Source organism: Streptomyces silvae, assembly GCF_016745505.1.
Taxonomy (GTDB): domain Bacteria; phylum Actinomycetota; class Actinomycetes; order Streptomycetales; family Streptomycetaceae; genus Streptomyces; species Streptomyces silvae.
The window spans coordinates 12675-32237 of the sequence record NZ_JAERUC010000074.1 but is presented as its reverse complement, the minus strand read 5'-3'; the positions used below and the strand labels follow the sequence as shown (position 1 = coordinate 32237).

Sequence of the window (19563 nt, the reverse complement as noted above, 5' to 3'; positions counted from 1 at the left end):
AGCGCGTCTGCCATTCCGCCACCCGGACAAGGTGTCTGTCTCGCGGGCTCCTGGCCCGTTCCGACGTGGAAAACCATAGCAAACATTCGAGGGTGCTCGATCACGCCCCTGGTCATGTGAAAGGCGCATGACGGAGGCCGGGCGGTCTTGGGTGCGCGGGGTCCGGCGCGCGAGGATGAGGGGGAGCACCACCGCGACAGTGGAAGGAAGCAGCGTGAGCGAGACCAGCACGGCCCGGGCCGGCATCGGCGAGACCGCCGAGAATGAGGTCGTGGACCTCTGTCGTGACCTGATCCGGATCGACACCAGCAATTACGGCGACCACTCGGGCCCGGGGGAGCGGGCCGCCGCCGAGTACATCGCGGAGAAGCTCGCCGAGGTCGGGCTCGAGCCGAAGATCTTCGAGTCCCACAAGGGCCGTGCCTCCACCGTGGCCCGGATCGAGGGCGAGGACCCCTCCAAGCCGGCCCTGCTGATCCACGGGCACACCGACGTCGTGCCGGCCAACGCGGCGGACTGGACGCACGACCCGTTCTCCGGCGAGATCGCGGACGACTGCGTGTGGGGCCGCGGCGCCGTCGACATGAAGGACATGGACGCGATGACCCTCGCGGTCGTCCGTGACCGCATGCGCAGCGGCCGCAAGCCCCCGCGCGACATCGTTCTGGCCTTCCTGGCCGACGAGGAGGCGGGCGGCACGTTCGGCGCCCGGTATCTCGTCGACCACCACCGGGACCTCTTCGACGGCGTCACCGAGGCGATCGGCGAGGTCGGCGGCTTCTCGTTCACCGTCAACGAGGACCTGCGCCTCTATCTGGTGGAGACCGCGCAGAAGGGCATGCACTGGATGCGGCTCACCGTGGACGGCACCGCCGGCCACGGTTCGATGACCAACGACGACAACGCCATCACCGAGCTCTGCGAGGCCGTCGGCCGGCTGGGCCGCCACAAGTGGCCGGTCAGGGTGACCAAGACCGTACGGTCCTTCCTCGACGAGCTGTCCGACGCGCTGGGCACCCCGCTCGACCCGGAGGACATGGAGGCGACGCTCGCCAAGCTCGGCGGGATCGCCAAGATGGTCGGCGCCACCCTGCAGAACTCCGCAGCCCCCACCATGCTCGGCGCGGGCTACAAGGTGAACGTGATCCCCGGACAGGCCACCGCGCACGTGGACGGGCGCTTCCTGCCCGGTTACGAGGAGGAGTTCCTGGCCGACCTCGACCGGATCCTCGGCCCGCGCGTGAAGCGCGAGGACGTGCACGGCGACAAGGCGCTGGAGACCAGCTTCGACGGGTCCCTGGTGGACGCGATCCAGCTCGCGCTCAAGGCCGAGGACCCGATCGCCCGCGCCGTGCCGTACATGCTGTCCGGCGGCACCGACGCCAAGTCCTTCGACGACCTCGGCATCCGCTGCTTCGGCTTCGCCCCGCTGAAGCTGCCGCCGGAGCTGGACTTCGCGGGCATGTTCCACGGCGTGGACGAGCGGGTGCCGGTGGACGGCCTGAAGTTCGGCGCCCGGGTGCTCGACCGGTTCATCGACCACTCCTGAGCCCCTCGGACGACCGGATTCGCCAGCCTGTACGTATCTCACCGGAAAGGGTGAAAGCGATCTCCGACTCGTAGCCCCCTCACTCCCTCCTCGTTACACGTGATGCGGTCCGCGGCTGGGACCGCACTTGTCAACCAGGAGGAATCATGATCAAGAAGGTCGTCGCAATCGCGGCTGCTACCGGTGGTCTCGTGCTCGCGGGTGCGGGTATGGCTTCTGCCGACGCCGGTGCCCAGGGTGCCGCCATCGGCAGCCCCGGCGTGCTCTCGGGCAACGTCGTCCAGGTGCCGGTCCACGTTCCGGTGAACGTGTGCGGCAACACGATCTCCGTGATCGGGCTGCTGAACCCCGCCTTCGGCAACACCTGCGTCAACGCGTGACGATGCGCGTCAACCCGTAAGGGTGTGAGTCCGGTCGGCCTCGGGGTGCGCGCCATGCACCCCGGGGCCGCTGGGCATATCGGCCCCGCGCACGGCTGTGTCCGGGGCATTTCGGTAGGCAGAAGGCAGGAAGACAACCTATGCGACAGGTCACACGTAAAGGCCTGATCACCATGGCAGCGGCGGGCGGAGTGCTCGCGCTCGGTGGCGGCTACGCGCACGCCGACGCGGGCGCGGCCGGCGCCGCTTCGAGTTCACCGGGAGTGCTCTCGGGGAACTCGATCCAGGTCCCGATCGATGTACCCGTCAACGTGTGCGGAAACTCCGTGGACGTCGGCGGTCTGCTCAACCCCACGAGCGGAAACGACTGCGGAAACGGATCCTCGGACTCCGGTCACGCGTACACCTCCGACGAAGGTTCTTCGTCGGGTCACGGCTCCTCGTCCGGTCACGGCTCCGGGAGCCGGGCGTCCGGGCACGAGGAGGCCCGTGACAGCGGGGCGGGGACCGGCAGGCACCGGGCCTCGGGCACCTCGGCCCAGGCGGTGACGAAGGGTTCCCCCGGGATCCTCTCCGGCAACCAGGTGCAGGCGCCGGTGGAGATCCCCCTGAACGTCTGCGGCAACAGCGTCACCGTCGGCGGACTGCTCAACCCGGTCTTCGGCAACACCTGCGAGAACGACACGGAGACGGTCCCGCCTCCCGTCGTGCCGCAGACACCGCACACCCCGGAGAAGCCGGTCACGCCGCACGCCCCTCCGGCCCCCGAGCCCCAGCTCGTGGTGGGCGAGCAGCTCGCGCACACCGGTGCGGGCGGGCTCGACCTGCTCGTCCCGGCGAGCGCGGGCCTGCTCCTCGCGGGCGCGGGCACGGTCCTGTACCGACGCTCGCGCAGCGCCGCATAGCGGCATCGCGACATCGGTGGGACGAGCGGGTTCCGCGCATGCGGGGCCCGCTCCGTCCTACCAGGTGGGCCGGAGCTGGCGGATGATGCGGCGGCGCAGCCGCACCCGGCGGCTGCCGTCACGGCGCAGCGTCAGCCGGTCCAACTCCCAGTGCCCGTACTCGGCATGGTCGGTCAGCAGTCGGGCCGCCTCCTTGCGGGACACCCCGCGCGGCACGTACACGTCGATGAATTCGTATTCCGGCATCGCATCTATTGTGCGGGCAGACCCCCGGTACGGATAGCGTCTGTCCTATGTCTGATGCTGCGCAGCCCACCGCTGCCGAGGTACGCGCCGCCGCCGATGCAGTCAAAACCGCGCTCGACCGCCACCTCCAGGCAGTCGAACGCCGTACCGGGGACGACGACCCCGCTGTCTACGACGCGTTCAACGCACTGGCCGCTGCGGCCGAGGTCTACGACGAACTGCTCTACGACCGCCATGACGAGGTCACCCCCTTCGAGATCCCCGCCGCCCAGGACTCCCTCCCGCCCTACGCCGGTCCGGAGGAGCCACACGCCGTCAGTGTGCTGATCAGGCGCGACTACGCAGTGGCGGAGCCCGCGCGCCTCCTCGCCCAGGCCGAGCGGCTCGCCGACCTCGACCCGGACGGCCAGGTGCCCGCCGCCGCGACCGCCGGAGCGGGGGTGCACGCCGCGCTCGGCGTGGTCTTCGGCGAGTACGAGGCGGACGAGATCGCTTCCCGGCACAAGGAGTTCGGCCTGGAGGAGGGGGACTCCACCCTCTGGGTCTCCGCCGTGGAGGAGCTGCCCGAGCCGGGGGAGTGGCTCGGGGCGCCCTTCGACGAGGCGGATCCCGCGATGGTGATCTGCCGCTTCGACGTGAGCGCGGTCTTCGACGAGGAGGACGAGCTGGACGCGGACCCGGAGGACGGCGTCACGGACCGCCCCTGATCCCCCCGTCCGACGGCCCCGGAGCGCAGCGCACCGGGGCCGTCGGCGTGCCCCGGCGCCTGCGGGCCCGGGGCGGTGCCGCTACGAGGCGTCCGGCGTCGGCAGTGCCTCCAGCAGGGGGCGCAGCCGGGTCGTCCGCTCCTGGGCCGGGACCTCGGCGACCGCGCGCGGCAGGGCCTGGTCCACGCCGTGCACCACGGACAGGTGGCGCTCCCCCCGGCTGAACGCCGTGTACACCCAGGGCCTGCTGAGCTGCTGGGCGGCGTCCCCGGGCAGGACGACGACCACGGCGGGCCAGCGCATCCCGGCCGCCTGGTGGGCGCTGAGCGCCCAGCTGTGGCGCACCGAGGTCTCCACCCGCTCCTGCGGTACGACGACGGGGGTGCCCGCGCAGTCCAGGTGCAGGCCCTCGGCGTCGGCCGAGACGACCGAGCCGGGCACCGCCCGGCCGGGGGCGGGGACGTGGACCACGCGGTCGCCGGGGTCGAAGCCGCCGAACCGGCCCGGCCCCGGGTTCAGCCGCTGCTTGAGCGCCGCGTTCAGCGCGGTGGTCCCGGCCGGGCCGCCGTGCCCCACCGTGATCACCTGGGTGTCCGAGCTGGGTACGCCGATGGCGCGCGGCACCGAGTCGGCCACCAGCTGCACCGTGCGGTGGACGGCCTCACCCGGGTCCCGGACGGGCACGATCACCACTTCCCGGCCGGGCGCCTCGACCTGGGTGAGCTCGCCGATCCCGATGCCGGAGACCAGCTCGCCGATCGGCCCGGGGTCCGGTGTGCGCGAGACCACGTGCGGGCAGGAACGCGCCGCGATCACATCGGCGAACACCCGGCCCGCACCGGCCGATCCCAGCACCCCGGGGTCGCCGCTCAGGATCAGCCGCGTCCCGTCGGCGAGGGACTCCACCAGCATCGCCGCCGTCTCCACGTCGAGCTGCGGGGCGTCCAGCACCACCAGCACGTCGAGGGCGAACGCACCGTCGGCGTCCCGGCCGGGCCCGTCCTCGCCGGAGAGCAGCGCGGAGAGCGTGACGGCGGACCTCGGGTCGCCCACGGCGGCCGCCAGCCTGCGCTGACCGTCCGCGCTGTGGGTGGTGCCCAGGGCCCGCAGCCCGAGGCCGTGCGCCGCGGCGACGAGCGCGGCGGGTTCGGCCCGGGCGGTCTCGCCGCCGCTGTGCGCGACCAGGCCCGCGGTCGCGGCGGCCCTGATCAGCTCGCCCGCCGAAGGGGACGGGGCGGCGGCAGCGGCCTCCGTCCAGTCGGCGCCCTTCTCGCAGGAGTTGACCAGCCGGGCCAGACCGTCGGCGAGGCTCTCCTCGGCCAGGGCGTACCGGTCGAGGCCGAGCAGGACCTGTACCGGCTCCTGGTCGGCCTGGGGCTCCTCCCCGGACGGCTCCCCGGTCTCCTCCGCCCCCTCGGGCTCCGGGGCGCCCTCCTCGGCCTCGTCGTCCTGGAAGACCAGCACGACGCCCTCCGCGACGGCGTGCTGGACGGCCTGCGCGGGGTCGGTCACCGCGAACCCGGCCAGCGCGGTCCTGACCTCGTCGGCGTCCATCGCGGTGTGCCCCCGCAGCGCGGCCCGCTCCAGCAGCCAGCCCACCAGCGCCGCCGTACGCCGCTCGTCGTCCGGACCGCAGCCGGCGCCCAGCAGCGCCCGCGCGAAGCCGTCCGCCTGCTCGGGCCGTACGCCGGGCACCGACAGCAGCTGCCACGGGTCCGCCCGGAGGACCTCCGCCGCCCCCTCGCCGAGCATCGCCGCGGCCGGGCGCGCCAGGGCCTCGGGGGCCCCGCCCTCGGCGAGCACCTCCGCGACCGAGGCGGCGGCCTCGGGGGACGCGCCCCGCGGGGCCGGCCGCTCGGGGGCCGGGGAGGTGCGCGCGGGCGCGGCGTCGGGGGCCGCCCGGCGGGGCGCGGGCGCCGACGCCGGTGAGTCGAAGAACGCGGTGGCCGGCTTCTCGCCGCTCTCCACCGCGCGCACCGCCGCGAGCAGATCCGCCGCCGGACCGCTCAGCTTGGTGCCGGCCGGGATCGGCCCCTCCTTCTCGGCCTTGCGCCGCTCGATCCGCTCGCGCAGCTCACGCTGGGCGGCCAGCTCCGCCTCGGCCTCGGACAGCGCGGGCGCCACGGGAGCCCCGGTGGCCCCGGGGGCCTGCTCCAGGTCCGGTGCGCCCTCCGCGGCCGCCGCGCCGTCCTCCGCCCCCTCCGTGCTCCCCGCGCCGCCCTCGTCGGGGGTGCCGGGCGTGTCGGCGGCCTGGGGACCGGAGTCCTCGACGGCCTCGTGGTCCTCGGCCGCGGGGTCCGGGGTCTCTCCCCGGGGATGCGCAGTCACAGCGTGCTCCAGTCCTGGTCGGGATAGCGGTGCACGGGCGCCGACACATCGTCGAGCGCCTGGCAGATCTCGTCAGGAAGACTAAGCGCCTCCACCGACAACGCCTCGGTCAGCTGCCGCGCGTTGCGCGCGCCGACCACCGGGGCCACCACCCCCGGCCGGTCCCGCACCCAGGCGAGCGCGACCTGGAGAGGGGTGGTGGCGAGACCGTCGGCCGCCGTGGCCACCGCGTCCACGATCCTGCCCGCCGGCTCGTCGAGGTACGGCTCGACGAACGGCGCCAGCTGCTCCGACGCCCCCCGCGAGTCGGACGGCGTGCCCGTGCGGTACTTCCCGGTCAGCACCCCGCGGCCCAGCGGGGACGAGGGCAGCAGCCCCACACCGAGGTCCAGCGCGGCGGGCAGCACCTCCCGCTCGACGCCCCGCTGGAGCAGCGAGTACTCCATCTGCGTACAGGCCAGCCGGGTGCGCAGCCCGGGCGCGGCGAGCTGCCAGGTGGCCGCCTTGGCCAGCTGCCAGCCGCTGAAGTTGGACACCCCGGCATACCGGACGCGCCCCGAGGACACGGCGAGGTCCAGCGCCTGCAGCGTCTCCTCCAGCGGGGTCACCGGATCGAAGGCGTGGATCTGCCAGAGATCGACGTAATCCGTCCCTAGCCGCCGCAGGGAGGCGTCCAGGGCGGCGAGCAGGTGGCCGCGCGACCCGTCGAAGCGCCGGTACGGGTCGGGCACGCTGCCCGCCTTGGTGGCGATGACCAGATCCTGCCGTGGCACCAGATGGTCCAGAAGGTGACCCAGCAGGTGCTCGGCCTCCCCGCCGCCGTAGACGTCGGCGGTGTCGACGAGGGTGCCGCCCGCGTCCCAGAAGGCCTTGAGCTGGTCGGCGGCGTCGTGTTCGTCGGTGTCCCGGCCCCAGGTGAGGGTGCCCAGCCCGATCCGGGACACACGAAGGCCGGTACGGCCGAGATGCCTCTGCTCCATGGGCGCTGAGATTACTGGCCAAGGCCCCACGGGGTGGAGGCCTGTGGACAACAGCCCGGGTGGGCCTGTGGACAACAGCCGTACCCGGGCGAGCCTGCCGGATTCCGCCGCCCCGCGCTAGAGTCCCCGGCACAGGAACGTTACTGATCAGTAGAGGAGCGTGGGTATGCGGCTCGGCATCAATCTCGGTTACTGGGGTGCGGGGATGGACGACGACAACCTCGCCGTCGCCCAGGAGGCCGACCGGCTCGGCTACGACGTCTGCTGGGCGGCCGAGGCCTACGGCTCCGACGTGCCGACGGTGCTGGCCTGGGTCGCGGCCCGCACCGAGTCCATCGACGTGGGCTCCGCGATCATGCAGATCCCGGCCCGCCAGCCCGCCATGACGGCGATGACCGCGGCCACCCTCGACTCGCTCTCCGGCGGCCGTTTCCGGCTCGGCCTCGGCGTCTCGGGACCACAGGTCTCCGAGGGCTGGTACGGCGTCAAGTTCGACAAGCCGCTGGCCCGCACCCGTGAGTACGTCGAGATCGTACGCAAGGCGATGTCCCGGGAGCGTCTCTCCTACGACGGCGACCACTGGACGCTGCCCCTGCCCGGCGGTCCCGGCAAGCCCATCAAGCTGACCGTCCACCCGCAGCGCGAGCACATCCCGCTGTACATCGCCGCGATCGGCCCGAAGAACCTGGAGCAGACCGGCGAGATCGCCGACGGGGCCCTGCTGATCTTCCCCTCCGCCGACCACCTGGAGGAGACCGCGGTGAAGCACCTGCGGGCCGGGCGCGAGAAGGCCGGGAAGACGATGGACGGCTTCGACGTCTGTCCCACGGTCCCGCTCGCCGTCGGCGACGACGTCAACGGCCTCGCCGACATGTTCCGCCCGTACACCGCGCTGTACGTCGGCGGCATGGGCAGCCGCAAGCAGAACTTCTACAACCAGCTCGCCCAGCGCATGGGCTACGAGAAGGAGGCCGCCGAGATCCAGGACAAGTACCTGTCCGGCGACAAGGCCGGCGCCGCGGCCGCCGTGCCGCACCAGCTCATCGACCAGACCACGCTGCTCGGTCCGGTCGAGCGGATCGCCGACCGGATGCAGGCGTACGCCGCCGCAGGCGTCACCACGCTGACCCTCGCGCCGGCCGGCTTCACGCTCGACGAGCGGCTCGCGGCCCTGCGCGCCGGGACCGAGGCCCTGGAGCGCTCCGGCCTCGCCGCGTAACACCCTTGCGTCACGCTGTGGGCGCAGCACTACGGCCGTGGTGGGGGCTCGGGGGTCCTCCCCGCCACGGCCGTCACAGGGAACAACGCGCCCCGCGGCGCCGGGTTACGCCCCGTGACCCTCCCGGGGCTCCCGGGCAGGTCCGGGACGTGCCGGGGGCCCGTTCGGCCCTGCCCGGCCCCGCTCGTGTTGCCTACCCACGCGTACCGGATTTGACTGTGCCTCTGCGGACACCGGTGCGAAAGGTGGCAGTGATGCTCTCGGCAAAGAGTCTGTTCCAGGAGATCCTCGACGACGACGAGGCGTTCCGGCTGTTCTGCTCGATCGCCGCCGGCGGGGAGTCCCAGGGAGGCTGGGAGAACGGACGCATCGCCGCACTCGTCCCCCCTGCACTGGCCGAGCTGGCGCCCAAGGTCGCCCGGCACGGCGCCGACGAGGACAAGCACGGCCGGATCTTCAACGCCCTGCTGAAGCAGCGGGGCCTCCAGCCCGCGACGGTGCCGTACGAGACCGACTACACCCTCCTGCTGGAGCGCCAGGGCATCGGCCTCGCCCATGACCGGCTCAGCCGCGAGGAGCCGCTCACCGAGCACGAGATCATCGTCTACCTGTCCCACAGCAGGGTCACCGAGCAGCGGGCCTCCGAACAGATGCGGCTCCTGCTCAAGCACTTCGCCGGGCACCCCGCCCTCGGCCGCGCCGTGAAGATGATCTCGCGGGACGAGGACAACCACCTCGCGTACTGCCACGAGGAGCTGCTCCGCTTCGCCCGGGCCGGACACGGCCGGACCATCCAGTCCGTCCTGCGGGAGTACGCCCGTGCCGAGATCCGCGTGTACCGCGACGTCAGCCTGGCCGTGATGCGGCACATGGGCACCCTGCTGGGGTGGCCCCGCGCCAAGTCCGCCCTGCTCGTCGCCGGCATCCACGCGATGTACGCCTACGAGCGCGCGCTGGGCTGGCGGCGCATGGTGAGCCTCGAACAGCCCGCCCTGCGCGACGCCCTGGGCGGCCCCGCCGTACCCGAGACCGAGTTCGCCTGAGCCGGGGCGCCCGTCCCTACATCCAGCCCCGGCGCTTGAACAGCCGGTACAGCCCGACGACCGCGATGCCCATCAGGACGATCACCGCAGGGTAGGTCCACGCCCAGTCGAGCTCCGGCATGTGGCGGAAGTTCATCCCGTAGATCCCGGCCACCATCGTCGGTACGGCCGCCATGGCGGCCCACGCCGAGATCTTCCGCATGTCGTCGTTCTGCCGGACGCCGACCTGCGCCAGGTGCGCCGACAGGATGTCCGAGAGCAGCCGGTCCAGGCCCTCCACATGCTCGACGGCCCGCGTCAGATGGTCGTTCACGTCCCGGAAGAACGGCTGCGAACCGGTGTCGACGAACGGCACGCCCGCACTCGACAGCCGCGCCATCGGCGCGCTCAGGGGGTTGGTCGCCCGGCGGAACTCCAGCACCTGCCGCTTGAAGGTGTAGATGCTCGCCGCCGTGTTCTTGGAGTCCGAGGACCCGGTCGGGGCGAAGACCTGGGCCTCCAGCTCCTCCAGGTCGACCTGGAGCTCCGCCGCGACCTCGATGTAGTGGTCCACGACCGCGTCACTGACCGCGTAGAGCACCGATGTGGGCCCGTGCCTGAGCACCTCGGGCTCGGCCTCCAGCCGGCGCCGTACGGCCGCGAGGGGCGCGCCCTCGCCGTGGCGCACGGTCACCACGAAGGAGTCCCCGATGAACAGCATCAGCTCACCGGCGCTCACCGCGTCGCTCTCCTGCTCGTAGACCACCGGCTTGATGACCACGAACAGGGAGTCGTCGTAGATCTCCAGCTTGGGCCGCTGATGGGCACGCAGGGCGTCCTCGACCGCCAGAGGGTGCAGCCCGAACTCGCTGCTGACCAGGTCGAACTCCTTCTCCGTCGGCTCGTGCAGCCCGATCCAGACGAAGGCGTCCCCGGCGGCGCGTGCCTCGTCGAGGGCATCGGAGAAGTCGGCGGGACCCTCGGTCCTGCGCCCGTCCCGGTAAATTCCGCAGTCGACGATCACCCCGCGCATTCTTCCCTGCCGCGAAGCGTTCACGCACCTCTACGCTGGCAGGTATGCCCACGCTCATCCTCGTACGCCACGGACGCTCGACCGCCAACACCTCCGGAGTGCTCGCCGGCCGGACCCCGGGCGTCTCCCTCGACGAACGCGGCGCCGAACAGGCCGCCGCGCTCCCCGGCCGCCTGTCGGCCCTCACCCTCGCGGCGGCCGTCAGCAGCCCGCTGCAGCGCTGCCGCGAGACGCTCCAGCCACTCCTCGACGCCCGCCCCGGGCTCCCGCTGCACACCGAGGAGCGGATCAGCGAGTGCGACTACGGGGACTGGTCGGGCCGCAAGCTCGCCGAACTCTCCGACGAACCCCTGATGCGGGTCGTCCAGCAGCACCCCTCGGCCGCCGCCTTCCCCGGCGGCGAGTCCATGCGGGCCATGCAGGCCCGGGCCGTCGAGGCCGTACGGGACTGGAACTCCCGGATCGAGGCGGAGCACGGCGAGGACGCCACGTATCTGATGTGCTCGCACGGCGACATCATCAAGGCCCTGGTCGCCGACGCGCTCGGCATGCACCTCGACCTCTTCCAGCGCATCCACGCCGACCCCTGCTCCGTCACCGCGATCCGCTACACCGCGCTGCGCCCGTTCCTCCTCCGGCTCGGTGACACCGGCGACTTCGCGGCACTGGCACCGCGCGAACAGGCCATCGGGGCCGACGCGGCCGGGGACACGGCAACGGATGCGGCCGTCGGGGGCGGCGCTGGGGCACCGTGATCGCTCCGCGCAGTAGGGTGGACGCGCCGTAGAGGCCCCGTGGGACGTCCCGCGAGGCCCCGGGGCCGCCCCCATCCGCCATCACATTCTCAAGGGAGACAGGACGTGTCCCGTCAGGTGTTCCTCTACGACCCGCCGGACCGCTTCGTGGCCGGTACGGTCGGGTTGCCTGGCCGCCGTACGTTTTTCCTGCAGGCATCCTCGCGGGGACGGGTCACCAGCGTGGCCCTGGAGAAGACCCAGGTCGCCGCGCTGGCCGAACGGATCGACGAACTCCTCGACGAGGTCGTCCGGCGGACCGGCGGCAATTCACCGGTGCCCGCCGTGGCACCCATGGACGTCACCGACACCGCGCCGCTCGACGCCCCCGTCGAGGAGGAGTTCAGGGTCGGCACGATGGCGCTCGCCTGGGACGGCGAGGAACAGCGCATGATCGTCGAGGCGCAGGCCCTCGTCGAACTGGACGCCGACTCCGAGGACGACCTCGCCGAGGCCGAGGAAAGGCTTCTGCAGGACGAGGAGAACGGCCCGCCGATGCTGCGCGTCCGGCTGAGCGGCGCCCAGGCGCGGGCGTTCGCCAAGCGCGCGCTGGACGTCGTCAACGCCGGCCGCCCGCCGTGCCCGCTGTGCAGCCTCCCCCTCGACCCGGAAGGACACGTATGCCCGCGCCAGAACGGATACCGTCGCGGGGCCTGACGGAGGCGGAGCTGCGCACCCTGCTCGCCGAGGGGGAGCTCACCGTCCTCGGCCAGGTCCGGGGCGCGTCGAACGCCGTGCTGTACTGCACGGTCGCGTACGAGGGCGAGGAACGCACCTGCGTCTACAAGCCGGTCGCCGGCGAGCAGCCCCTCTGGGACTTCCCGGACGGCACCCTCGCCCAGCGCGAGGTCGCCGCGTACGAGATCTCCGAGGCCACCGGCTGGGGGCTCGTGCCGCCGACCGTGCTCAGGGAGGGCCCGTACGGCGAGGGCATGTGCCAGCTGTGGATCGAGGCGGAGCCCGGCGACGAGACCGCCGCCGCCTCCGCCCACGGGCTGCCGCCGCTGCTCGCGCTCGTCGAGGACGACGAACCGGGGGACGGCTGGAAGGCCGTCGGCTTCGCCGAGGTGGGGGAGGGGAGGACCGCTCTGCTGGTGCACGCCGACGACCCCCGGCTGCGCCGCCTCGCGGTCTTGGACGCGGTGATCAACAACGGCGACCGCAAGGGCGGGCACCTGCTGCCCGCGGAGGGCGGCCGGCTGTACGGCATCGACCACGGCGTCACCTTCAACGCGGACGACAAGCTGCGCACGCTGCTCTGGGGGTGGGCGGGCGAGCCGCTGACGGAGGAGGCCGCCGAGGTCCTCGACCGGCTGTCCGCCGGCCTGGAACCGGGGGCGCCGCTCGCCACCCGGTTGGGGGAACTGATCACCGCTGCGGAGATCGAGGCCCTGCGCGGCCGCGTGGAGAACCTCCGCAAGTCCGGCCGCCACCCTCAGCCGAGCGGCGACTGGCCGCCGATCCCGTGGCCCCCTGTGTGAGGTCCCGGGCTGTGCGATGCCCCGGGCCGGCCGGGACCCGGGGCGCCCGGACCGGCCCCGGGGACGGGGTGCGTAAGCGAAAACCGCCCCACGCGCAAGACCGCCTCTTCGGCCATGATCTGGCATCCGGTTCGTATCCGGATGCAACGTCCGGTTACGCTCATGACATGCATGCCTGGCCCGCTTCTGATGTCCCCGCCCTGCCTGGCAAGGGCCGCGACCTTCGGATCCACGACACCGCGACCGGCGGACGGATCACCCTTGACCCCGGTCCCGTCGCCCGCATATACGTCTGCGGCATCACGCCGTACGACGCGACCCACATGGGTCATGCGGCGACCTACAACGCGTTCGACCTCGTTCAGCGCGTGTGGCTCGACACCAAGCGGCAGGTTCACTACGTCCAGAACGTGACCGACGTGGATGATCCGCTGCTGGAGCGGGCCGTGCGCGACGGCGAGGACTGGACCGAGCTCGCGGAGCGCGAGACGGCACTCTTCCGGGAGGATATGACCGCCCTGCGCATGCTCCCCCCGAAGCACTACATCGGGGCGGTCGAGGCGATACCCGGCATCGTGCCGCTCGTGGAACGCCTCCGCGACGCGGGCGCCGCCTACGAACTCGACGGCGACGTCTACTTCTCCGTCGAGTGCGACCCGCACTTCGGCGCGGTCTCGGGCCTCGACGCCGAGGCCATGCGGCTGCTCTCCGCCGAGCGCGGCGGTGACCCGGAGCGTCCGGGCAAGAAGAACCCGCTCGACCCCATGCTCTGGATGGCCGCCCGTGAGGGCGAGCCGAGCTGGGACGGCGGCAGCCTCGGCCGCGGCAGGCCCGGCTGGCACATCGAGTGCGTCGCCATCGCGCTGGACCACCTGGGCATGAGCTTCGACATCCAGGGCGGCGGCTCCGACCTCGCCTTCCCGCACCACGAGATGGGCGCCTCGCACGCCCAGGTGCTGACCGGCGAGTACCCCTTCGCCCGTGCCTACGTCCACGCCGGCATGGTCGCCCTGAACGGCGAGAAGATGTCCAAGTCCAAGGGCAACCTCGTCTTCGTCTCGGCGCTCCGCCGGGACGACGTGGACCCCGCGGCGATCAGGCTGGCCCTGCTCGCCCACCACTACCGGTCCGACTGGGAGTGGACGGACCAGGTGCTCGCCGACGCCGTCGAGCGTCTGGCCCGCTGGCGCGCGGCCGTCTCCCGCCCCGACGGACTCCCCGCCGACGCCCTGGTCGAGGAGGTGCGGGCGGCCCTGGCCGACGACCTGGACGCCCCGGCCGCACTCGCCGCCGTGGACCGCTGGGCCGAGCTGCAGAGCTCCGGCGGAGGTTCGGACGAGGGTGCCCCCGGCCTGGTCTCCCGCACCGTCGACGCCCTGCTGGGCGTTGCTCTCTGACCGGTCCTCACCGAAGACCTGTCCTACCGACAACCTGTCCTACCGACAACCTGTCCTCACCGAAGACACCGAACGGCCCCGGACCCCGCGAATGATCGCGGGGTCCGGGGCCGTTCCCGTGCGGGGAGGCGGGCGGTCAGTCCTCCGGGGTGTCCTCGTCCGGCCCCGCGGACGGCGGGTCCTCGGGCGGGGAGCCCCCGTCGGCGTCCTTCGGCCGGCCCTTCTCCGGGCGCTGCGGCTTCGGCGGCCTCGTACGGTCGCTGGAGGTGTCCCGCAGATAGGGCAGGTCGCCGCTCTCGGTGGCATGGCCGCCCGGCGCCTGGCCGGGGCCGCCGATGTCCCGGCGCCTCAGATACCGCTCGAACTCACGGGCGATGGCCTCGCCGGACGCCTCGGGCAGCTCGGCGGTGTCCCGCGCCTCCTCCAGCGTCTGCACGTACTCCGCGACCTCGCTGTCCTCGGCGGCCAGCTGATCCACCCCGAGCTGCCAGGCGCGGGCGTCCTCGGGCAGCTCGCCCAGCGGGATCCGCAGACCGAGCAGGTCCTCCAGGCGGTTCAGGAGGGCCAGCGTCGCCTTCGGGTTCGGCGGCTGCGACACGTAGTGCGGCACCGCCGCCCAGAGGCTCACCGCGGGCACACCGGCGTGCGTACACGCCTCCTGGAGGATGCCCACGATGCCGGTCGGCCCCTCGTAACGGGTCTCCTCCAGGTCCATGGTCCGTGCCAGGTCCGCATCCGAGGTGACCCCGCTGACGGGCACCGGCCTGGTGTGCGGGGTGTCGCCGAGCAGCGCCCCCAGGATGACGACCATCTCGACGCCCAGCTCATGGGCGAAGCCCAGGATCTCGTTGCAGTACGAACGCCAGCGCATGGAGGGTTCGATGCCACGGATCAGCACCAGGTCACGGGGCTTCTCGCCGCCGACCCTGACCACGGAGAGCCGGGTGGTGGGCCAGGTGATCTTGCGCGTCCCGCCGTCCAGCCACACCGTGGGCCGGTTGACCTGGAAGTCGTAGTAGTCCTCGGCGTCGAGCGCCGCGAAGACCTCGCCCTTCCACTCCCGGTCCAGATGCGCGACCGCTGTGGAGGCGGCGTCACCGGCGTCGTTCCAGCCCTCGAACGCGGCCACCATGACCGGGTCGATCAGCTCGGGTACCCCCTCGAGCTCGATCACCCAGGCCTCCTTCCGAAGTTCCCTTGTGTACGGACCAACCTTACGGCTTCCGCCCTGTTCCGCCGCAGCCGTTTGCGCCCGGAGCTGAAGCGTGCCACCTCATGATTCATCCGAGCTGTCCCGGCCGGAACCGATCCGAAACTGATCAGACTTCGCCCGGACCCTGGACCGCGGGACCTGCGGGAGGTTATACATCGGATGACCATGCAGAGATCCGATGTTATTCCCCTGGGGGCGCACATGAGTCTGACCGTCACGGACTTCGAGGTCGACGACATCCGGTTCCCCACCTCGGAACAGCTGGACGGCTCGGACGCCATGAACCCCGACCCCGACTACTCCGCCGCCTACGTCGTCCTGCGGACGGACGGCGCCGGTGGGGAGGAGCACGACGCCGGTACGGAGGGGCACGGCCCCGGCGTGGAGGGGCACGGCTTCTGCTTCACCATCGGCCGCGGCAACGATGTCATGGCCGCCGCCATCGAGGGCCTCAGGTCCTATGTGGTGGGCCGCCCCGCCCCGCGTACCGCCGCGGACCTCGCCGCCCTGTACCGGTCTCTCACGCACGACTCCCAGCTGCGCTGGCTCGGCCCCGAGAAGGGCGTGACGCACATGGCCGCCGGAGCCGTCCTCAACGCCGCCTGGGACCTCGCGGCGCGGCTGGCGGGAAAGCCCGTCTGGCGGTTCCTCGCGGAGATGACCCCGGAGGAGCTCGTCTCCCTCGTCGACTTCCGCTACCTCACCGACGCCCTCACCCCGCAGGAGGCGCTCGCCCTCCTGCGCGCCGCCGAGCCGGGCCGGGCCGGGCGCACCGGGCGGCTGCTGGCCGAGGGGTATCCGGCGTACACCACCTCGCCCGGCTGGCTCGGGTACGACGACGACAAGCTCGTGCGTTTGGCGAAGGAGGCCGTCGCCGACGGCTTCACCCAGATCAAGCTGAAGGTCGGCGCCGATCTGGACGACGACATCCGCAGACTCGCGCTCGCGCGCCGGGCCGTCGGGCCCGGCATCCGGATCGCCGTCGACGCCAACCAGCGCTGGGACGTGGCCGGGGCGGTGGAGTGGATGACCGCGCTCGCCCCGTACGACCCGTCCTGGATCGAGGAACCGACCAGCCCCGACGACGTCCTCGGCCACGCCGCCGTGCGCGCCGGGCAGCCCGTCAAGGTCGCCACCGGCGAACACGTCGCCAACCGGGTCGTGTTCAAGCAGCTGCTCCAGGCGGGCGCGGTCGACTTCGTCCAGATCGACGCCGCACGCGTCGCCGGGGTCAACGAGAACCTCGCGGTCCTGCTCCTCGCCGCCAAGTACGGCGTCCCGGTCTGCCCGCACGCCGGGGGAGTCGGACTGTGCGAACTGGTCCAGCACCTCTCGATGTTCGACTACGTCGCGGTCTCCGGCAGCCGGGAGGACCGCGTCATCGAGTACGTCGACCATCTCCACGAACACTTCGCCGACCCGGCCGTCGTCAAGAACGGCCACTACGTCGCCCCCCGCGCACCGGGCTTCTCGGCGCGGATGCTTCCCGCCTCGCTCGCCGCGCACCGCTACCCGCAGGGTCCCGTCTGGCAGGCCCGGCGCACACCCGAGGAGACCGGCCGATGACCGTGACACAGGATTTCGAGGGAATGTCCGCCCTGGTGACGGGAGGCGCCTCCGGCATCGGCGCCGCCGTGGCGGCCCTGCTGCTCGCCCGGGGGGCGCGCGTCGCCGTACTCGACCTCGACCCCGGGGGCGCTCCCGAGGGGGCCCTCGCCCTGCGGGCCGACGTCACGGACGACGACGCCGTACGGAACGCCGTCGAGCGGGCCGCGGCGGAGCTGGGCGGCCTGCACACCGTGGTGTCCAACGCGGGGATCGGCTCGATCGGCACCGTGGAGGACAACCCCGATACGGAGTGGGCGCGCGTACTGGACATCAACGTGCTCGGCATGGTCCGCACCGCCCGCCACGCGCTGCCCCATCTGCGCCGCGCCGCCGCCGGACGTCCCGGTGCCGTGTCCATCACCCAGACCTGCTCCATCGCCGCGACCGCCGGTCTGCCGCAGCGGGCGCTCTACAGCGCGAGCAAGGGTGCTGTGCTCTCCCTCACCCTCGCGATGGCCGCCGACCACGTCCGCGAGGGGATCAGGGTCAACTGCGTCAACCCCGGCACCGCGGACACCCCCTGGATCGGCCGGCTGCTCGCCCAGGCCGACGACCCGGCCGCGGAGCGCGCCGCGCTCGAGGCCCGCCAGCCGCTGGGGCGGCTGGTCTCCGCAGAGGAGGTGGCCGCCGCCGTCGTCCACCTGGCGAGTCCGGCGGCCGCGTCCGTCACCGGCACCGCGCTCGCCGTGGACGGGGGGATGCAGGGCCTGCGGCTGCGTCCCGCCGCCCCTCCGCAGGGGTGAACCGCCGCGCCCTCACAGGGTCGAGCGCAGCCAGTGCTCCACACTCGCGATGTGCACCGTCGCCCAGGACCGGGCCGCCTCGGCGTCCCGGTCCCGCAGCGCGGCCAGGATCGCCCGGTGCTCGTGCAGGGTGCGGCTGACCGCGTCCTCCTGGGTCAGCCCGCGCCACACCCGGGCGCGGGTGGTCGGGCCGGACAGCCCGTCCAGCAGGGAGCAGAGCACCGTGTTGCCCGAGGACCGGACGATACGGCGGTGGAACTCCAGATCACCTGCGACCAGCGCCTCCACCGAGGGCTCGGGCCCCAGCGCGTCCAACTGGGCACCGAGCGCGTCCAGTTCCTCCTCCTCGATGCGCAGCGCCGCCATCGCCGTGGCCGCCGGCTCCAGGATCCGGCGGACCGCGAAGAACTCCAGCACCGTGTCGTCGCGGTGGAAGTCCACCACGAAGCTGAGCGCCTCCAGGAGCAGCTGCGGGTCCAGACTGGTGACATAGGTGCCGTCACCCTGGCGGACGTCGAGGATCCGGATCAGCGACAGCGCGCGCACCGCCTCACGCAGCGAGTTGCGCGACAGACCCAGCTCCGCCGCGAGTTCGCTCTCCTTGGGGAGCCGGTCACCCGGGGCCAGGGCACCTGAGACGATCATTCCCTTGATTTTCTCGATCGCTTCGTCGGTGACGGCCATGTGGGGCCTCCTCGCGCACAAGACATCCGATGTATAGACCTCATTATGCGGCCCCCGGTTGTGCCCGCCGTCCCCTGCCCGGTCACAGGCTCCGCGCACGCTCCACGAGCAGCCGGTGCAGATCGCGTGCCGCGCGCGGGACCGAACCCGATCTGCGGCGCTGGAGCACCAGCAGCACGGCGGCGCCGGCCTCGTCGAGCGGCCGCCACACGAGCGTGCCGCTCCGCTCCAGGGGGTCGCCGACGACGCTGAAGTCGGGTAGCACGGTCGCGCCCAGCCCCTCCGCCACCATCAGCTTGCCCATCTCCGCACCGTCCGTGGAGTACGAGAAGGCGGGGGTGCGCCCCGCGAGCAGCCGGTGCATGAACCGGTGCATGACATAGCCCGAGCGCATCACGATCAGCGGCTCCGCGAGGAGATCGCTCACCCGGACCGTCTCGCGGGCCGCCAGAGGACTGTCGGGGCGCATGCAGACCACGGCCCGGCCGCGCAGCAGCTCCGTCGTCTGGAAGTCGGGCGGCAGGTCGTCGCCCTGGAGGTAGTTGACGAGCCCGAGGTCGAAGCTGCCCTCCAGGAGCGAGCGGTGGATCTCGCCCTGCTGCGCCCCGACCACCTCCACCTGGGTCATGGGGTGGGCCGCACGGAACTCGCGTACCGCCGGGACCAGCAGCGGGACCGTCGCCGCGTTGACCGTCCCGAGCCGGATCATCCGGCTGATCTGGTGCTGGTGGTCGGCCGCCCGCCGCAGCCGGTCGACCGCGTCGATCACACCGATGATCGCCCTCCCAGTCGACCCCCTCCTCGCTCCACAGCCGCCGCAGCAGCTCGTACTTCTCCTTCTGCAGGTCCCACTGCCGCTCCTCGTCCAGCCCGAACAGGCTGAAGTGGCCGGCCTCCGCGCCCTTGCCCACGACGAGCTCCAGCCGGCCCCGGGCGATCTGGTCCAGCGTCGCGAACTCCTCCGCCACCCGCACCGGATCGAGGATCGCGACGACGGTGACCCCGGTCAGCAGCCGGATGGTGGAGGTCCTCGCGGCCAGCGCGCCCAGGACCACGCCCGGGCTGGACGAGAGGAACGGCCCGGCATGCCGTTCCCCGATGGCGTACGCGTCGAAGCCGAGCCGCTCCGCCGCCGCCCCCGTTTCGAGCACCTCGGTGAACCGGTCGGCTGCGGAGGGGAGTTCACCCGTCAGAGGATGAGGGGCATGACCGACGAGGGAGAGTACGGAGAACTTCACGGTGGCCTTCCTCCGATGTCCGGGGTCCAGGGGTCC

18 protein-coding genes and 2 pseudogenes are annotated in these 19563 nt (G+C 72.5%); 12 read left to right on the top strand and 8 right to left on the bottom strand.

The genetic code is table 11. The features are described from left to right. Positions 1–214 precede the first annotated feature (214 nt). The 3 genes from JKV81_RS09725 (at position 215) to JKV81_RS36670 (ending at position 2834) form a co-directional block, all read left to right on the top strand. Positions 215–1549, top strand: a complete 1335-nt coding sequence (locus JKV81_RS09725) for a M20/M25/M40 family metallo-hydrolase (protein WP_202075409.1) — start codon at positions 215–217, stop codon at positions 1547–1549. Positions 1550–1695: 146 nt separating this feature from the next. Next, positions 1696–1929, top strand: coding sequence for a chaplin ChpH (gene chpH, locus JKV81_RS09720; RefSeq protein ID WP_014157166.1), 234 nt, complete (start codon positions 1696–1698; stop codon positions 1927–1929). A 140-nt stretch (positions 1930–2069) separates the two neighbouring features. Then, positions 2070–2834 (top strand): chaplin, encoded by a 765-nt coding sequence (locus JKV81_RS36670; RefSeq protein ID WP_124279591.1) that lies wholly within the window; start codon positions 2070–2072, stop codon positions 2832–2834. Positions 2835–2891: 57 nt separating this feature from the next. On the opposite strand, the gene JKV81_RS09710 is transcribed toward JKV81_RS36670, so the two are convergent. Then, complete coding sequence (locus tag JKV81_RS09710) at positions 2892–3080, bottom strand: DUF5703 family protein (RefSeq protein WP_053930948.1); 189 nt, start codon at positions 3078–3080, stop codon at positions 2892–2894. A gap of 47 nt (positions 3081–3127) precedes the next feature. On the opposite strand from JKV81_RS09710, the gene JKV81_RS09705 reads away from it, so the two are divergent. Next, positions 3128–3787, top strand: a complete 660-nt coding sequence (locus JKV81_RS09705) for a hypothetical protein (RefSeq protein WP_129261599.1) — start codon at positions 3128–3130, stop codon at positions 3785–3787. Between the two features lie 81 nt (positions 3788–3868). On the opposite strand, the gene JKV81_RS09700 is transcribed toward JKV81_RS09705, so the two are convergent. Further along, a complete protein-coding gene (locus JKV81_RS09700; protein WP_202075408.1) occupies positions 3869–6115 on the bottom strand; it encodes a helix-hairpin-helix domain-containing protein in 2247 nt (748 codons plus the stop codon). Then, a complete protein-coding gene (locus tag JKV81_RS09695) occupies positions 6112–7095 on the bottom strand; it encodes an aldo/keto reductase (RefSeq protein ID WP_129261595.1) in 984 nt (327 codons plus the stop codon). The genes JKV81_RS09700 and JKV81_RS09695 overlap by 4 nt, the downstream gene beginning before the upstream one ends. A gap of 166 nt (positions 7096–7261) precedes the next feature. Here JKV81_RS09695 and JKV81_RS09690 point away from each other — a divergent pair, with 166 nt between their 5' ends. After that, entirely contained in the window at positions 7262–8314 is a 1053-nt protein-coding gene (locus JKV81_RS09690) for an LLM class F420-dependent oxidoreductase (RefSeq protein ID WP_129261593.1), read from the top strand. 254 nt (positions 8315–8568) lie between these two features. Beyond that, complete coding sequence (locus tag JKV81_RS09685; RefSeq protein WP_129261591.1) at positions 8569–9357, top strand: ferritin-like domain-containing protein; 789 nt, start codon at positions 8569–8571, stop codon at positions 9355–9357. Between the two features lie 16 nt (positions 9358–9373). Here JKV81_RS09685 and corA read toward each other — a convergent pair whose 3' ends face one another. After that, on the bottom strand, positions 9374–10369 hold the full coding sequence (gene corA, locus JKV81_RS09680) for a magnesium/cobalt transporter CorA (protein ID WP_124279595.1): 996 nt from the start codon (positions 10367–10369) through the stop codon (positions 9374–9376). Between the two features lie 44 nt (positions 10370–10413). Here corA and JKV81_RS09675 point away from each other — a divergent pair, with 44 nt between their 5' ends. From JKV81_RS09675 to mshC, 4 genes are all read left to right on the top strand, one after another. Continuing rightward, on the top strand, positions 10414–11124 hold the full coding sequence (locus JKV81_RS09675; RefSeq protein WP_202075407.1) for a histidine phosphatase family protein: 711 nt from the start codon (positions 10414–10416) through the stop codon (positions 11122–11124). 105 nt (positions 11125–11229) lie between these two features. Further along, positions 11230–11820, top strand: a complete 591-nt coding sequence (locus tag JKV81_RS09670) for a DUF3090 domain-containing protein (RefSeq protein ID WP_033304581.1) — start codon at positions 11230–11232, stop codon at positions 11818–11820. Beyond that, positions 11784–12644 carry an SCO1664 family protein gene (locus JKV81_RS09665; protein WP_129261587.1) on the top strand — a complete coding sequence of 287 codons (861 nt, stop codon included), beginning with the start codon at positions 11784–11786 and terminating at the stop codon, positions 12642–12644. Before JKV81_RS09670 ends, JKV81_RS09665 begins: the two co-directional genes overlap by 37 nt. A 167-nt stretch (positions 12645–12811) precedes the next feature. Continuing rightward, on the top strand, positions 12812–14041 hold the full coding sequence (gene mshC / locus JKV81_RS09660; RefSeq protein WP_202075406.1) for a cysteine--1-D-myo-inosityl 2-amino-2-deoxy-alpha-D-glucopyranoside ligase: 1230 nt from the start codon (positions 12812–12814) through the stop codon (positions 14039–14041). A 136-nt stretch (positions 14042–14177) separates the two neighbouring features. Here mshC and JKV81_RS09655 read toward each other — a convergent pair whose 3' ends face one another. Then, positions 14178–15215, bottom strand: a complete 1038-nt coding sequence (locus JKV81_RS09655; RefSeq protein WP_129261583.1) for a PAC2 family protein — start codon at positions 15213–15215, stop codon at positions 14178–14180. Positions 15216–15455: 240 nt separating this feature from the next. Here JKV81_RS09655 and JKV81_RS09650 point away from each other — a divergent pair, with 240 nt between their 5' ends. Continuing rightward, positions 15456–16820, top strand: coding sequence for an enolase C-terminal domain-like protein (locus tag JKV81_RS09650; RefSeq protein WP_129261581.1), 1365 nt, complete (start codon positions 15456–15458; stop codon positions 16818–16820). Further along, on the top strand, positions 16817–17605 hold the full coding sequence (locus tag JKV81_RS09645; RefSeq protein WP_129261579.1) for an SDR family NAD(P)-dependent oxidoreductase: 789 nt from the start codon (positions 16817–16819) through the stop codon (positions 17603–17605). Before JKV81_RS09650 ends, JKV81_RS09645 begins: the two co-directional genes overlap by 4 nt. A 12-nt stretch (positions 17606–17617) precedes the next feature. Here the strand turns inward: JKV81_RS09645 and JKV81_RS09640 are convergent, their stop codons facing one another. From JKV81_RS09640 to JKV81_RS09630, 3 genes and pseudogenes are all read right to left on the bottom strand, one after another. Beyond that, positions 17618–18289 (bottom strand): FadR/GntR family transcriptional regulator, encoded by a 672-nt coding sequence (locus tag JKV81_RS09640; protein ID WP_129261577.1) that lies wholly within the window; start codon positions 18287–18289, stop codon positions 17618–17620. A gap of 82 nt (positions 18290–18371) precedes the next feature. Further along, positions 18372–19064: pseudogene (locus JKV81_RS09635) on the bottom strand (LysR family transcriptional regulator substrate-binding protein); the annotation flags it as partial. Beyond that, positions 19060–19527, bottom strand: a pseudogene (locus tag JKV81_RS09630) (LLM class flavin-dependent oxidoreductase); the annotation flags it as partial. The pseudogenes JKV81_RS09635 and JKV81_RS09630, both read right to left, overlap by 5 nt. Between the last annotated feature and the right edge of the window lie 36 nt (positions 19528–19563).

What these genes read in the sequence shown, in the direction of transcription:
- JKV81_RS09675 (WP_202075407.1), top strand. Translation starts at nt 10,414, where the DNA reads ATGCCCACGCTCATCCTCGTACGCCACGGACGCTCGACCGCCAACACC.
- JKV81_RS09665 (WP_129261587.1), top strand. Translation starts at nt 11,784, where the DNA reads ATGCCCGCGCCAGAACGGATACCGTCGCGGGGCCTGACGGAGGCGGAG.
- JKV81_RS09705 (WP_129261599.1), top strand. Translation starts at nt 3,128, where the DNA reads ATGTCTGATGCTGCGCAGCCCACCGCTGCCGAGGTACGCGCCGCCGCC.
- JKV81_RS09640 (WP_129261577.1), bottom strand. Translation starts at nt 18,289, where the DNA reads ATGGCCGTCACCGACGAAGCGATCGAGAAAATCAAGGGAATGATCGTC.
- chpH (WP_014157166.1), top strand. Translation starts at nt 1,696, where the DNA reads ATGATCAAGAAGGTCGTCGCAATCGCGGCTGCTACCGGTGGTCTCGTG.
- JKV81_RS09690 (WP_129261593.1), top strand. Translation starts at nt 7,262, where the DNA reads ATGCGGCTCGGCATCAATCTCGGTTACTGGGGTGCGGGGATGGACGAC.
- JKV81_RS36670 (WP_124279591.1), top strand. Translation starts at nt 2,070, where the DNA reads ATGCGACAGGTCACACGTAAAGGCCTGATCACCATGGCAGCGGCGGGC.
- JKV81_RS09685 (WP_129261591.1), top strand. Translation starts at nt 8,569, where the DNA reads ATGCTCTCGGCAAAGAGTCTGTTCCAGGAGATCCTCGACGACGACGAG.
- JKV81_RS09710 (WP_053930948.1), bottom strand. Translation starts at nt 3,080, where the DNA reads ATGCCGGAATACGAATTCATCGACGTGTACGTGCCGCGCGGGGTGTCC.
- JKV81_RS09695 (WP_129261595.1), bottom strand. Translation starts at nt 7,095, where the DNA reads ATGGAGCAGAGGCATCTCGGCCGTACCGGCCTTCGTGTGTCCCGGATC.
- mshC (WP_202075406.1), top strand. Translation starts at nt 12,812, where the DNA reads ATGCATGCCTGGCCCGCTTCTGATGTCCCCGCCCTGCCTGGCAAGGGC.
- corA (WP_124279595.1), bottom strand. Translation starts at nt 10,369, where the DNA reads ATGCGCGGGGTGATCGTCGACTGCGGAATTTACCGGGACGGGCGCAGG.
- JKV81_RS09645 (WP_129261579.1), top strand. Translation starts at nt 16,817, where the DNA reads ATGACCGTGACACAGGATTTCGAGGGAATGTCCGCCCTGGTGACGGGA.
- JKV81_RS09650 (WP_129261581.1), top strand. Translation starts at nt 15,456, where the DNA reads ATGAGTCTGACCGTCACGGACTTCGAGGTCGACGACATCCGGTTCCCC.